The organism is Legionella sp. JM-2024 (assembly GCF_055389095.1).
Map to the genome: position 1 here is coordinate 91,952 of NZ_AP039388.1, position 14,001 is coordinate 105,952.

The window sequence follows — 14,001 nt, forward strand, 5'->3', positions numbered from 1 at the left end:
TTATAGGGGTACTAGCATATAATATAAAATATGAAAGACTTATTTAAAATTTATTCAAATTACCAACCAGCCGGTGATCAACCTACTGCCATAGCCTCTTTAATCGATGGGCTTGAATCTGGTTTAGCCAAACAAACATTATTGGGCGTCACCGGTTCTGGTAAAACATTTACTATAGCTCATGTTATTCAGGCCATGAAAAGACCGACTTTAATCATGGCGCCTAACAAAACACTTGCGGCTCAACTTTATGGAGAGTTTAAAGCCTATTTTCCTGATAATGCCGTAGAATATTTTGTTTCCTACTACGATTATTATCAACCAGAAGCTTATGTCCCTGCTTCAGATACTTTTATAGAAAAGGACGCATCCATTAATGAACATATAGAGCAGATGCGTTTATCAGCAACCAAAGCATTAATTGAACGCAAGGATGCCATCATTGTAGCCACGGTTTCTGCAATTTATGGATTGGGCGACCCCGATTCCTATTTGCGTATGTTATTACATCTATCCCGTGGAGAACAATCAGGTCAGCGTAAAATTTTAAAGCGTCTTGCAGAAATGCAGTACACGCGAACCAGTCTTAGTCTTGAGCGTGGTCAATTCAGAGTTCATGGAGATGTCATCGACATTTTTCCGGCCGATTCTGAGAAAGAGGCAATCAGAATAGAGCTTTTTGATGATGAGGTAGAAAATATCGCTCGCTTTGATCCGCTTACTGGAGAAATTCTTCAGCGTTTGCCGCGGGTGACTATTTTTCCTAAAACGCATTATGTCACTCCACGAGAGAGAATTCTGGAAACAGTAGACAAAGTGAAGGAAGAACTGCAAGAAAGACTTGCTGAATTCAATGCTCAAAATAAGCTGGTAGAGGCACAGCGTCTGGAGCAACGGACTTGTTTTGATATTGAAATGATGTTGGAGTTGGGTTATTGCTCTGGTATTGAAAATTATTCCCGCTATTTATCCAACCGTGAAGCAGGAGAAGCGCCCCCTACCCTTTTTGATTATCTTCCACCTGAATCCTTATTAATTATTGACGAATCGCATGTTACTGTCCCTCAAATTGGAGGGATGTATCGAGGAGATCGGGCACGTAAGGAAACATTAGTTCATTATGGGTTTCGATTGCCCTCGGCTTTGGATAATAGACCCTTACGCTTTGAAGAGTTTGAAGAACGTTCTCCACAAACCATTTATATCTCAGCGACACCAGGACCTTATGAACAGGAACATTCCGATAATGTTGCTGAGCAAGTGGTAAGGCCTACGGGATTAATTGACCCTGAGGTGGAAATCAGACCGGTGAAAACTCAGGTTGATGATCTGATGTCAGAAATCAGGCAAGTCATCGATCAAGGCAGCCGTATTCTTGTAACGACATTAACCAAGCGTATGGCTGAAGATTTAACAGAATATTTAGGTGAACACGGGATTAAAGTTCGTTATTTGCATTCGGATGTGGATACTGTGGAACGTGTGGAAATTATTCGAGATTTACGCCTGGGCGAATTTGATGTTTTGGTGGGAATTAATTTATTACGCGAAGGTCTTGATATGCCAGAAGTGGCTCTTGTAGCCATTTTAGACGCTGATAAGGAAGGCTTTTTACGTTCAGAACGCTCTCTGATTCAGACTATTGGTCGTGCTGCACGTAACGTCAAGGGACGAGCTATTTTATATGCGGATATTATTACTGGCTCAATGCAAAGAGCATTGACTGAAACTGAGAGAAGACGTGAAAAACAAAAAGTATTTAATAGGGAGCATGGGATTATTCCTATGGGTATTAGTAAATCCGTTGAAGACATCCTGGAAGGCGCTTACATAGGCAAACGCAAAACCATGGTTGCAGAAAAGACTCCTAAATACACTCACTGGTCTCCTCAAGAGTTGATGAAACAAATTAATACTTTGGAAAAACAAATGTATACGCATGCCCAAAATATGGAATTCGAATTGGCGGCCAAAGTTCGGGATGAATATTTACTATTAAAAGAGCAGCTGATGAAGGTATAACCCGATGGGTACCGGATTTTGAACCCTTAGGTTCAAGTGGGCAGCGGATGAATCGGTTCAGGCTTCCCACTTAAGTGGGCTTGCTCAACGCCGATAACAGGATGCTCCCCTGGCTGTGAGTGTTGGTTCTAAAATCACTCGCCATCGGGTTAATTAGATTATAACACCATCTTCTATGCTGCACCTAGAAAAACTCCATACTATAAACCCTCTGTTATTTTTTCTTTGGGCTATACTAATCATAAGTATTGCATTTTACTCGGTTTCTTGTAGACGCTTGAAGTGATAGTAAGAGGGGTTGAGGAGTTAAAAAGCCTGTTGTATGAATAGGCATCAGGGAATGACTATTAATAAATGAATATTAAATCTAATTTGGCACATAGCTCTGTTATCTTGAAAGGTCATGTTAATAGATATGCCTTTTTGGGGTTGCTTATCTCTATTGGCAGTATCTTAATTGCAAGCTCTATTGTTTCATATCAGTTGACAGGCTCGATTAGCTTAGGCGGATTTATTCAGGCTCAAAAATCCAATCCAGCCATTTGGATTTTGGATATAACGCCGTTTATGTTTGTATACTGGGGACAAGCTTTTTGTTATGGATTAGTTAATAAAGCGGAGAGTTTATTGGTTGATAAAACAAAAGAACTCTTAAATATCAGTGGGAATCTGGAATTAAAACTCAAATATGAAAGTAATCACGATAACTTAACCAATTTGCCTAACAGCCGCTTGTTAAATGAAAAAATACGGCTCGCTATTGAACAATTGGGAGCGCAGGGAGAATTAGCCGTTATCGTTATAAAAATTAATGATTTTAATAATATTAATTATAATTTCAGTTCTTTTAATGCCAATAATGTCATAAAGCAATTCGCTGAACGATTAAAATCTATTTTGATAGATCCTTATATGCTGAAAGCGGCCCTTGGAATTAATGTGGTTGCTCGATTACAAAGTGACGAATTTGCCATATTAATGCCGAGACTAAAAAAGGATCTGAATACTGATGAATTATTGGTTAATCTTCTTAAATTGTTAAACACCAGCCTTATGATTGATGGAATTAGTATTAATATTACAACCACCGCTGGTATTGCAATCTATCCTGTTCATGGAGAGGAAGATGATGTTTTATTAAATCATGCCGTTATTGCAGTTTATCATGCACGCAAAGAAAACAAACCCTATGTTATGTACAGTCCTGAGATGGAAGAGGACCTCATGCATAATCGGATCGTGATAAATGAACTTCAACGGTCCATCGAGAATAAAGACTTAAAAATTTATTACCAACCGATAATTGAGCTGGCCACCGGTAAAATTGTGGGTGCAGAGTCTCTTGTTCGTTTCGAACACCCTGAATTTGGTTTATTAAGTGCGGAAAAATTTACGCCTTTGATTGAAGGAACGAGTTTAATTCATAATTTGACTGAATTTATGCTCAGAGGAGTAATAAAGCAATTAGCAGCATGGCATGATGCAGGGCATAAAATTTTTACTTCAGTAAACCTGTCTTTAAAAGATACTTCCGATCGTGAGTTGCCTAATTTAGTAGAAAAATTATTAAATGATTATGAGATTGCGCCGCAATTTTTGAAATTGGAATTTACTGAAAAAGCCTGCCTATCGGACCAGTCTGCTACTAGGGAAGTTCTTGAACAATTCTCAACAATGGGAATCAAATTATCTATAGCTGACTTTTGTAGTGGGTATTCTTCTTTTATCTATTTAACTAATTACCCAATTGATGACATCAAAATTGAAAAATCTTATGTATTGAAAATGTCCAAAGATGTTAAAAAAGCCAAAATTGTGGAAGCCATAATTAAATTAGCTCAAACACTGGGACTGGAACCTATAGCTGATGGTATTGCAGATCAAAATACTTTAGAAAAATTAAGAGAGTTAGGTTGCTTATACGGTGAAGGATTTTATTTTTCTCGAGCAATAAGCGCGACAGATTTTATAGGGTTGCTAAAAAATTAAGCTCAATTTTTATCCACCATCTGCCATCTCAAGGCTGTGAAGAACAGATGGCGAGCGGCTTAATGAATTCAGAATTTATCTGGATCAGCATGCTCCCAGTGTGACTTATATTCCTCAGGAATATCATCTTTTAAAAATTGCCCTGGAGTGACATAGGTATATATTTGATCAAATGATTTGACTTCATCTACACTAACCCGTCTCATGATATGACATGGTTTTAAATCGCTGGGATTATTTAACCCCAAGGCACCAACCATTTCCAAAAAGCTTTTGATTGTATTGTTATGGAAATTAGCAGCATGATACTTTTTTTGATCAACAACGAGGCCATATTGGAGCCTTTTCTTTTGGGTAGCCACTCCAGTAGGGCAGGTATTGGCATTGCACTGTTTCGATTGTATGCAGCCTATTGACATCATCATTGCTCTTGCCGAATTGCACATATCAGCTCCTAGAGCAATATTGGTCAGCAAATCAAATCCGTTGGATACTTTTCCGCTGCAAATAACCCGAATTTTATCGCGTACACCAGTTCCAACAAGGGCATTATGAACAAAAACCAGACCAGCTTCCAAGGGAGTTCCTATAAAATTGGTGTATTCAACCGGGGCAGCCCCAGTGCCGCCTTCAGCACCATCTACGGTAATAAAATCAGGCAATATATTGGTTTTAAGCATGGCTTTGCAAATCCCAAGAAACTCATGCCTACGACCCAGGCATAACTTAAAGCCAATGGGTTTACCACCTGAGAGATTACGCAATTTTTTTATAAAATGAAGTAAACCGACAGGATTATCAAAAGCACTATGAGCGATGGGGGATAAAACATCTTTCCCCATCGAGACTTTTCTTACTTTGGCGATTTCTTCAGTTAATTTGGCTGCAGGCAAAATTCCACCATGGGATGGTTTGGCACCTTGAGATAGTTTAATTTCTATCATTTTTACTTCATCTCGCGAAGCTTCTTTGGCGAATTCAGTTTCGTCAAAATTGCCTTGGTCATCGCGGCAGCCGAAATAGGCGGTACCAATTTGAAAAACAATATCTCCTCCTTGTAAATGATAAGGGCTTAACCCACCTTCTCCAGTGTTATGATAAAATCCGCCAATTTTTGCTCCTTTATTTAAGGCCATAATGGCATTGGGTGATAAAGAACCGAAACTCATGGCTGAAATATTCAGTCGGGAGGCACTGTAAGGTTTTTTACAATCAGGCCCACCTACGATAATTCTTGGCTCAACTTCACTTGAGTGTTTAGGAGACAAGGAATGAAGTGCCCAGGTATAACCAACGCTTAGGATGTCTCTCTCAGTTCCAAATGGAATAGTATCTCTAACACTTTTTGCACGTTGGTAGATCATCGAACGAGTTTCCCTGTTAAAGGGAAGCTCATCTTCATCTGTGGCTATAAAATATTGTTGAATTTCAGGGCGAAGAAACTCCAGAAAATACCTGACATGACCCAGTACTGGGAAATTGCGCAAAATTGTGTGTTTTGTTTGCGATATATCATAAATCCATAGGATTACGATAGGAATTAAAAAGACGATAAACCAGAGGATATCTTGCAGCATGGCAAAAATGGCAAAGATACATAAAAGGATAACTCCAAATCCGATATACCATTGACGTCGCATAGCTAATTCCTTTTAATTGTTTGCTATTAATATCAATAGTATAGAATGATTTGCTGTGTTTTACTTAATTAATCAGAGAGTTGATTTTTTTCAGTTTCAGAACCTACTACTGTTTTATTAATTTTATTTTCCAGAGAGGAAATAAACTGTGTTACTTGCAGGCGTTGTTGTTCTTGTTCATTTTTACAAATAATTAATTCATGACTAATATCCAAAGCAGCCAGAAGAAGTGTTTGAAAATTATCCAGCTGCTTAAATTTGTTTTTATTATTTTGCATTTTTTCATGTAGTTTTTCTGCAGCGAGCACTAAATTCACTTCTTCCCCATCAGGGCATTTGATTTCATAGGTTTTATTTAATAATTTTATTTTACAGAGTTTCATGTTAGTCATTATTACGCCTTGGCATTTCCATAGTACTAAGCAAATAGTAGCAATTTTGGCTTAATGCAGCAAATTATGAAAATCATATGCGTTGAGAAAATGTACCAGGTGAACACTGATTCTAAATGGAGTATCATTGGCTATCCTGTTAAATAGAGTTAAATATGTCTTTAGATAATGATCACTTGCATTTACCCAATTATGATGATTTTGTCCAATCCATTTCTGCTTTAGCCTTAACTATCTCTGGTAGCGAATTACATGGAATGATGTGTGGATATCTCTGTGCAGGAGCTGATAGCCAAGGTGAAGCTTATATACGTGCTTTATTAACTAATAAAAAAGATGAACAAAGTCGTAATGCCTTATTGTCTATGTTTTCTGTGTTTTCAATCAGTCAGCAACAGATTAATAATTTTGATTTTGAATTTGAAATGTTGCTGCCTGATGAAAATGAATCATTGGTCATACGTGCTCAGGCTTTTAGTGAGTGGTGCGAAGGATTTACACAGAGTTTAACTATTGCCGGAGTTGGAGTTGAGCAGTTTTACGAAGAGGAATCTCAAGATGCTCTTCAGCATCTTATAGAATTTGCGGAATTGGATTGTGACACGTTGGAAGTAGGTGAGGAAGATGAAAAAGCTCTAATGGAAGTCAGCGAGTATGCTCGTATGGCAGTACTTCGGCTGCACAGCGATTTGGTTCTGCATGAAAGAGAACGCGGAGGTTCTGAAACGACGCATTGATCAGGCGTGGATAAAGTATTAAGGTTATTTGTGTTGTTTGATTTGAGGAGAAAGTCATCTCTTCAACCTTCAGAGAGCCTATAACATAAAGAGACTATGACAGAATAAAATTATTCGGAATCCAGCTGAATTCCTTAAGGATTGTTCGTCTGTTCCATTTATTAAAGTGATAAGGGAAATTGATATGATAAGCCAACAAGAATATAAGGCACGAAGAGAGAATTTAGCCGCACAATTGCCTGTCGATAGTGTTGCTATAATTCCTGCGGCTCACGAAGTGTTACGTAATGGTGATACTCATTATCGATTTCGCCAGGACAGCGACTTCTATTATCTAACGGGCTTTGATGAGCCTGATGCTTTGTTGGTTATCGTTTCTGGAAAGGACAGCCAGAGTATTTTGTTTAATCGCACGAGGAACCCTGTAGAAGAACAATGGACAGGTAAACGATTAGGCCAGGATGGTGCAATACAAGCGCTTGGAGTTCAAGCAGCATATCCTATAGCCAGCATTGCAGAAGAGCTTCCCAAACTATTGAGCGATAAATCAGCCATATATTATAACCTGGGCCGTAACTTTCCTTTGGAAAATAGAATTCTACATGCAGTATCCTCAGTAAAAGCACTGGTGCGAAAGGGGATTAAAGCACCCGAAGCGTTATGTGATCTGGAGCCAATCTTAAGCGAAATGCGGTTGATTAAAAGTGATGCTGAATTGGAGTTAATACGACGGGCAGCCAGTATTTCAGTCGCTGCGCATAAACGTGTGATGCAAGTTTGTCAGAAGATGGAATATGAATATCAACTGGAAGCAGAGTTAATTTATGAGTTCAGTCGGCATGGTTGTCGTAGTGTCGCTTACGATCCTATCGTAGGCAGTGGGGCAAATGCCTGTATTCTTCATTATACAGCGAATAATAACCCTTTGCATCGTGGTGATTTGGTTCTTATCGATGCGGGTGGCGAATATGGCAATTACGCGGCGGATATTACAAGAACTTTTCCAATTAATGGTACATTTAGTCCTGAACAAAAAATCATTTATGAATTAGTATTAAAAGCCCAAAAGGCAGGTATTGCAGCAATTAAACCAGGCCTGCCCTGGAATCAAATTCAGCAAATTATTCTTAGAACCCTTACTGCTGGACTTTGTGAAATAGGTATTTTAAAAGGGGATTTGGAAGACCTTATTAAGAAAGAAGCCTATAAACCATTTTATATGCATAATTCTGGACATTGGTTAGGATTGGATGTTCATGATGCCGGACGTTATAAAATCAATAATGAATGGCGTCCTTTACAGGCTGGAATGGTATTGACTGTAGAGCCAGGACTCTATATTAGTGCAGGAACAGAAAGTGTTGACAAACGCTGGTGGGATATTGGTGTGCGTATAGAAGACGATATTTTGGTAACCAAAGCTGGTCATGAAGTGCTAACTAATGCATTACCTGTTGATGTGAATGATATTGAGGCTTTGATGCGTGGCGAATAAAGAGATCGATATTCTGATTATTGGAGGCGGCTTGACTGGCGCGAGTTTATCGCTGGCCTTACAAGGATTAGGTTTGTCTACCCTATTGGTTGAGTCCAAGCCGTTTAGTGATAAAGTCAATCCAGATTTTGATGCTCGCTCGTTAGCTTTATCTCCAGCCAGCCAGCGCATATTAACCATGTTGGGAGTTTGGGAGATTCTCGAAGGATATGCCACATCCATTGAGATGATTCATGTTTCTGATCAGCATCGTTTCGGAGTATCTCGCTTGCGTGGTGAGAAAAACAACCCTTTGGGTTATGTGGTAGAGATGCAATACATTAACAGGGCTTTGGGTATCCTGTTAAATAAAGAACAATTGTTGGCTCCGGCTCATTTAAAATCCATCGATTTCAACGATGGTATTGCTGTAATCGCTACTGAATCAGATGAGATTTTTATCAGAACTCAATTCATTGTCGCAGCCGATGGTACAGAATCCATGATGCGACGACTTTGTCATTTGCCAGTCAAAATCAAGGATTATGATCAACAGGCCATTGTTGCAAATGTGGGTTTGGTAAAACCACATGGTAATCGTGCTTTTGAGCGTTTTACTCCTAATGGTCCTCTTGCTTTATTGCCTATGCAGAATAATAAAATGTCATTAGTTTGGGCATCGAAGCCTGAAGATGCAAAGCAATTGATGAATTTGAATGATGATGAATTTTTACAGGAGTTGCAAACTGCTTTTGGTTACAGGTTAGGTCGTTTTAACAAAATAGGGAAACGATATTCTTATCCTTTGAAACAGAGTTTGATGCCACAGCAAACCAAATGGCCGGTAGTTTTTGTGGGCAATGCTGCCCATACTTTACATCCAGTTGCAGGACAAGGTTTTAATCTGGGATTAAGAGATGTCGCGACTTTGGCTCAATGTATTGCTAAAGACGGATTAAATTCACAGATGTTGGAACACTATTTAAAATTGCGAATGCATGATCAGCAAATGATCACATGGCTAACAGATGGTTTAATACATCTGTTCACCAGTCGTTTGCCGGGAGTAGGGCTAGCACGAAACCTCGGTTTACTCGCCCTTGATAACATACCTGCATTAAAAAATATATTGGCTCGATATGCTCGTGGTTTTGGTGGAATTACTCCCGATTTGGTTTGTGAAATTGCATTAAGTACTGGGGAAATTCAATGAGCCAACAATTTGATGTGCTTGTCATTGGTGGGGGGATTGTTGGCTTAACTGCAGCGTTAGCTATGGCGAAACGTAATTATACCGTTGCTGTTATTGATGCCGGGACATTAACTGTGGATACCAGTGTTAGAGATCTACGTGTTTACGCAATTAATAAAGCCTCTCAAATGTTATTAAAGCAATTAGATATTTGGCCGCATTTGGATGTGAGTCGAGTCGCCCCTTATCATAAGATGCATGTTTGGGATGGAGTAAGTGGAGCCTATATTGATTTTGATTCACGAAGTATTGCTGAGCCAAATTTAGGGGCAATTATTGAAGAATCCATTTTAAAACAAGCCTTATTGCACCAAATATCGTTAGATTGCAATATTAGTTTATTTTCTCAATGTACAGTGAACGAGATAGTTAGCTCGGAGCACAATATTGAGATATCAAGCCAAGATACAAAATGGAAAGGACAGTTATTAATGATAGCTGATGGAGCCAACTCTCCTACACGTCACCAGCTCAAAGTGGATTTAACCACTTGGTCCTATGATCAACAGGCATTGGTTGCTATGGTCAATATTGAGAAACCTCATCAAAACACAGCTTATCAAGTATTTAATTCTGACGGGCCATTGGCCTTTTTGCCATTGGCTTCCCCAAATTTATGTTCTATAGTTTGGTCAACTCGGCCAGACCATGCCAGGAGCTTGCAAACACTTGATGAAAAGGAATTCAATAAGAAGTTAACCAAAGCTTTTGCAAATCAATTGGGTCAAGTAGAGATAGCGAGTAATCGCCATCAATTTCCTTTGCAAATGAGACATGTAAAACAGTATGTCGGACATCGCTGGTTACTCCTTGGTGATGCAGCGCATACTATTCATCCTTTAGCTGGATTAGGTTTAAATGTTGGTTTGGCAGACGTGAAAAGCTGGATAAATCATATGGATATGAGCAAGGGTGTATTAGCATCGAATAAAATATTGGCGGCTTATCAAAGGGAACGTAAGCATGCTGTTTGGCAAATTATATTGCTTATGGAGGGATTTAAAAGATTATTTGGAACGACCTTTTCTCCTATTACCTCATTGCGTAGTCTTGGACTGAGGGCTTGCAACGAATTTACCCCTGTTAAACGTTTATTTATACAGCATGCTGCCGGTTTGTAAGTAGTTCTTTTTATATAAATCACTTTTTTTTAAAAAAAGATACATTGCTTAATTTTTAGTTAATAATTGTTATGTATAATTTGAGGTCACCTATAAAACTCTCCAAGGTTATAAATCAATTTGTCATATTTTGAGAGTTTTATAGGGTAGTTTACATATTGTATCTAAACCTTTAACGCGCAAATTCCTTCCGACAAAAGCTCACTTTATCTGATGTTGATTCTTTTCTATGTTCATTAAAACGGGCTTCAATAGTCCTATATCGTTTAAGCCCACCCTCTCTGTTCGCAATTTGTATATTTAAACCTGGTCTAGCGTTTAGTTCGAGCATTAATGGGCCATGATCTTTATCAAGAACAATATCCACTCCAAGATAGCCCAAACCAGTTAGTTCATAACAACTGGATGCTATTTCGAGAATTTGATTCCAATACGGTACTTCAATTCCTACAATAGAATTTAAAGTATCAGGGTGATAGTCTATAGTGTCATTTTGAAACACACCACCAAGGGTTTTTCCTGTCGCAAGATCAACTCCGACTCCAATTGCTCCTTGATGTAGATTCGCTTTTCCTCCAGATAAACGTGTGGGGAGCCTGACCATGGCCATTGCCGGATAACCTAATAAAGTAATAATGCGTATATCTGGTATGCCTTCGTAACTTACTTCAGCGAATACCGGGTCAACAACGACTCTTTTTTCTATGATGGCATAATCTGAGGAACCACCAAGGCTATAAGCCCCGGAGAGCAGGCAAGATAAGTGATAACTCAGCTCTTGGACTGTAGTTAGCTTACCATTAATTTGTCGATAACGACCATAAACTTTATCTTTGAATACCAGTATCCCATCTCCACCAGAGCCTCTGGCAGGCTTTACCACAAAATCACTATAACTGGCAAATCGTGCTTCTATTGATTTGATTTGCTGTTCTGTTTCTATAATGTCATATAATGCGGGGACTGAAATTCCCGCCTTTAAAGCCAGTTTTTTGGTTTTTAGCTTATCGTCCACTAATGGAAATAATTTTCTTGGATTATATCTTAATACAAAATCTGTATTACGCTGATTAATACTTAAAACTCCATGATTTTTCAGACGTCGAAAAAGGTTAATCATTCTATGGCACTCGCAAGTGATTTAAAGCGCTTTAATTCAACTAAGCGATAACCACGATATTGACCAAACCATAGAATCATGGATAAAAGAACCAGAAGCAGTTCTGGAAAAGCAAAGACTAAATATTGTAAGGGTTCATAGCTCATGGCCCAATAGGAAATGACTGCTGCTGCAAGACTGCCAATCCCTGATTTTATAGCTTCTGAAGCCCCTCGCTCATCCCATGTAATGCACATACGCTCAATAGTCATGGTTAAGATGACCATCGGGAACAAGGCAACAGACATTCCTGTATCCAGACTTAGATTTTGACAAAGAACACTAATAAAGATCATTAGCAATATCACTACTGTAAGAATGGCAGCGAGCCTTGGTACTAATAGTAATCTTAGTTGATCCAGATAAAAACGGGCTAACAGTCCAAAAGAAATAATAATAATAAATAGAGTAATTCCCCATACTACGTGAGTTTCTCTAAATGCCAAAGCAATTAATACTGGCATAAAAGTCCCGAAAGTTTTAATTCCTACAAAATTACGTAGTATTAAAATGATGAACGCACCAATAGGAACGGTTAATAGAATCTTATAGATTCCTTGAACATTGACTGGAAGCTGAAGTAAAGAGAAACGTAAGAGTTGGGAATCAGCTTGTAATCCCCGTGACTTAGCTACGCTTAAGGCGTTAATAGGAGTTGGTGATACAGTTAATGAAAATTGAGCCCTGCTTCCACCAATGACATCAAATAAAGGCCCATTCCCATATTGCCAAATGAGAAACTCTTTTGGTAAACCAGCGCTACCAGTCCTGGGGTTAATATAAATCCAGCTTTTTCCGTTAAAAACAGCAAGAAAGTATTTCAAATCTGCCTTTTTTTGTTGGCTTAGATGAATTCCTTGTACAGCAATTGCTGCGATTTTTGATTGATTGAGAATTAAAATGGTGGCATTGATGATATTTTCATCGTTGAACTCATTACCGACTAAAAGTTTCGCATTACCATCCTTTTTGTTTAATTCCTTAATGGTGCTTTGGGAAAATGTTTGAATGTCTGCAGAGGTTGATCTAACTTGATTTGTGATGGTTTCAACAGCGGATTTTTGACTATCATTCAATGGTTGGGACTTGATTACTGAAGGTTTTGGCAAAGACGACTCTTCACCGTCTGTTTGACGAAAGATTGCTCGATAATAAAGTGATTGAGGCCCATTACTGCGTCTTATAGACCAAACGGTTTCTCTATTGTAGCCATTTAAATTGGTTGTTACACCATAATTTCTCGACACAAAATATTCGTCAAGTATGGCAAAATTAGGGGGTAGGTAAGGGATATTAAAGCTTGCTTTTATTGGTGTATTTTTATCAGCAGTAAAACGTAAATTAGATTCAACCATCCAGCTATTGATGGTTTCAGTATCTGTTAGAGGCACATCTAAAACAATATGTCTATATAAAAAAATACCTGAACCTAAAAGCATTAGAATGAGAATCAGACCATAAACGTGACGTTTGTTATTTTTCATCATTTCACTTAGCTCTTGGATTTCGTTGTAAAAGTTAGAGCAGGATTAACTGCTCCATTAAAATCAATGATGGCATCTCTTCCCAAAAGTAAAGGATAAAGAAATCGTTTTCTGTTGGTTAAATTGACTTTAATTGCCCTGACTTTATCACCAAGTTTTACATTCAGTAAGACTACCGGGCGTTTTATCGGAGCCGTTCTTAATAATCCAGGGGTCCCTTCGCTTGCTCTTACTTTAATTTTTACTTTACCTATATATTCCCCTTCAAAAGTAAAATCTCCAGTTTTAGTAGAGACAGTAAAACGTAAATAAGGAACACCTTTTTTGTCGATTTCTATAATATTCACAGCATGTAATGAAGCTGACTTAGCTCCTGTATCCAGCTTTGCTGATAGGGTGAGGTTTTGATCAATTAAGGTAGCTTTCTCAACATAACCATAAATTTGTGCTTCATTGTTTGCCATAAGAGGTCCTGTCAACAGTGACATAAACATAAAGAGAACAAGTTTTGATCTCATTTAATCCTCATATTGAGTTCATTTTGGTGCAATATCGTAGCAGGTTTAAGACATAAGTCACAGTCTGAGAGTGAGTTTAATGTAAGATTTTTTTAATTTTGTTAATAATTTCTGTATTGGAGTATGGTATCATTAAGGGTTTTTAATCATAATTGTATCTTTTTGACTCAGGATGAAAGCTTAATTGACATCAAGTCTAATTATACATACAAT

Annotated in this window: 11 protein-coding genes and 1 other RNA gene; 6 read left to right on the forward strand and 6 right to left on the reverse strand. The window is 38.2% G+C overall.

Going from position 1 to position 14,001, the window contains the following annotated elements:
* Positions 1 to 30: 30 nt before the first annotated feature.
* Positions 31 to 2,022, forward strand: a complete 1,992-nt coding sequence (uvrB, locus tag ACZ5EK_RS00425) for an excinuclease ABC subunit UvrB (protein ID WP_464430834.1) — start codon at positions 31 to 33, stop codon at positions 2,020 to 2,022.
* Here uvrB and ssrS read toward each other — a convergent pair.
* Positions 2,017 to 2,176: non-coding RNA, 6S RNA (ssrS, locus tag ACZ5EK_RS00430), on the reverse strand. The two genes, uvrB and ssrS, sit on opposite strands and share 6 nt — an antisense overlap.
* A gap of 200 nt (positions 2,177 to 2,376) precedes the next feature.
* Between ssrS and ACZ5EK_RS00435 the strand changes: the two genes are divergently transcribed.
* On the forward strand, positions 2,377 to 4,011 hold the full coding sequence (locus ACZ5EK_RS00435; RefSeq protein ID WP_464430835.1) for a putative bifunctional diguanylate cyclase/phosphodiesterase: 1,635 nt from the start codon (positions 2,377 to 2,379) through the stop codon (positions 4,009 to 4,011).
* A gap of 68 nt (positions 4,012 to 4,079) precedes the next feature.
* On the opposite strand, the gene ACZ5EK_RS00440 is transcribed toward ACZ5EK_RS00435, so the two are convergent.
* Positions 4,080 to 5,651 carry an FMN-binding glutamate synthase family protein gene (locus ACZ5EK_RS00440; RefSeq protein ID WP_464430836.1) on the reverse strand — a complete coding sequence of 524 codons (1,572 nt, stop codon included), beginning with the start codon at positions 5,649 to 5,651 and terminating at the stop codon, positions 4,080 to 4,082.
* A gap of 68 nt (positions 5,652 to 5,719) precedes the next feature.
* Positions 5,720 to 6,043, reverse strand: coding sequence for a cell division protein ZapA (locus ACZ5EK_RS00445; protein ID WP_464430837.1), 324 nt, complete (start codon positions 6,041 to 6,043; stop codon positions 5,720 to 5,722).
* Positions 6,044 to 6,198: 155 nt separating this feature from the next.
* On the opposite strand from ACZ5EK_RS00445, the gene ACZ5EK_RS00450 reads away from it, so the two are divergent.
* From ACZ5EK_RS00450 to ACZ5EK_RS00465, 4 genes are all read left to right on the forward strand, one after another.
* A complete protein-coding gene (locus ACZ5EK_RS00450) occupies positions 6,199 to 6,780 on the forward strand; it encodes a UPF0149 family protein (protein ID WP_464426006.1) in 582 nt (193 codons plus the stop codon).
* A 184-nt stretch (positions 6,781 to 6,964) separates the two neighbouring features.
* On the forward strand, positions 6,965 to 8,275 hold the full coding sequence (gene pepP / locus ACZ5EK_RS00455; RefSeq protein WP_464430838.1) for a Xaa-Pro aminopeptidase: 1,311 nt from the start codon (positions 6,965 to 6,967) through the stop codon (positions 8,273 to 8,275).
* Positions 8,265 to 9,467: a 2-octaprenyl-6-methoxyphenyl hydroxylase gene (gene ubiH / locus ACZ5EK_RS00460; RefSeq protein WP_464430839.1), complete on the forward strand. Its 1,203-nt coding sequence runs from the start codon at positions 8,265 to 8,267 to the stop codon at positions 9,465 to 9,467. The genes pepP and ubiH overlap by 11 nt, the downstream gene beginning before the upstream one ends.
* Positions 9,464 to 10,627, forward strand: a complete 1,164-nt coding sequence (locus ACZ5EK_RS00465; RefSeq protein ID WP_464430840.1) for a UbiH/UbiF/VisC/COQ6 family ubiquinone biosynthesis hydroxylase — start codon at positions 9,464 to 9,466, stop codon at positions 10,625 to 10,627. Before ubiH ends, ACZ5EK_RS00465 begins: the two co-directional genes overlap by 4 nt.
* Positions 10,628 to 10,799: 172 nt before the next feature.
* Here ACZ5EK_RS00465 and ACZ5EK_RS00470 read toward each other — a convergent pair whose 3' ends face one another.
* From ACZ5EK_RS00470 to ACZ5EK_RS00480, 3 genes are read right to left on the reverse strand one after another with little or no spacing between them, the layout of a single operon-like run.
* Positions 10,800 to 11,747, reverse strand: a complete 948-nt coding sequence (locus ACZ5EK_RS00470) for an alpha-L-glutamate ligase-like protein (protein ID WP_464430841.1) — start codon at positions 11,745 to 11,747, stop codon at positions 10,800 to 10,802.
* A complete protein-coding gene (locus ACZ5EK_RS00475; protein WP_464432428.1) occupies positions 11,744 to 13,270 on the reverse strand; it encodes an inactive transglutaminase family protein in 1,527 nt (508 codons plus the stop codon). Before ACZ5EK_RS00475 ends, ACZ5EK_RS00470 begins: the two co-directional genes overlap by 4 nt.
* A gap of 8 nt (positions 13,271 to 13,278) precedes the next feature.
* Positions 13,279 to 13,788, reverse strand: a complete 510-nt coding sequence (locus tag ACZ5EK_RS00480; protein WP_464430842.1) for an ATP-dependent zinc protease family protein — start codon at positions 13,786 to 13,788, stop codon at positions 13,279 to 13,281.
* Positions 13,789 to 14,001: the final 213 nt, after the last annotated feature.

Coding starts and splice junctions, on each gene's coding strand:
- ACZ5EK_RS00475 (WP_464432428.1), bottom strand. CDS start 13,270: ATGAAAAATAACAAACGTCACGTTTATGGTCTGATTCTCATTCTAATG.
- ACZ5EK_RS00435 (WP_464430835.1), top strand. CDS start 2,377: ATGAATATTAAATCTAATTTGGCACATAGCTCTGTTATCTTGAAAGGT.
- pepP (WP_464430838.1), top strand. CDS start 6,965: ATGATAAGCCAACAAGAATATAAGGCACGAAGAGAGAATTTAGCCGCA.
- ACZ5EK_RS00480 (WP_464430842.1), bottom strand. CDS start 13,788: ATGAGATCAAAACTTGTTCTCTTTATGTTTATGTCACTGTTGACAGGA.
- ACZ5EK_RS00450 (WP_464426006.1), top strand. CDS start 6,199: ATGTCTTTAGATAATGATCACTTGCATTTACCCAATTATGATGATTTT.
- ACZ5EK_RS00470 (WP_464430841.1), bottom strand. CDS start 11,747: ATGATTAACCTTTTTCGACGTCTGAAAAATCATGGAGTTTTAAGTATT.
- ACZ5EK_RS00465 (WP_464430840.1), top strand. CDS start 9,464: ATGAGCCAACAATTTGATGTGCTTGTCATTGGTGGGGGGATTGTTGGC.
- ACZ5EK_RS00440 (WP_464430836.1), bottom strand. CDS start 5,651: ATGCGACGTCAATGGTATATCGGATTTGGAGTTATCCTTTTATGTATC.
- uvrB (WP_464430834.1), top strand. CDS start 31: ATGAAAGACTTATTTAAAATTTATTCAAATTACCAACCAGCCGGTGAT.
- ACZ5EK_RS00445 (WP_464430837.1), bottom strand. CDS start 6,043: ATGACTAACATGAAACTCTGTAAAATAAAATTATTAAATAAAACCTAT.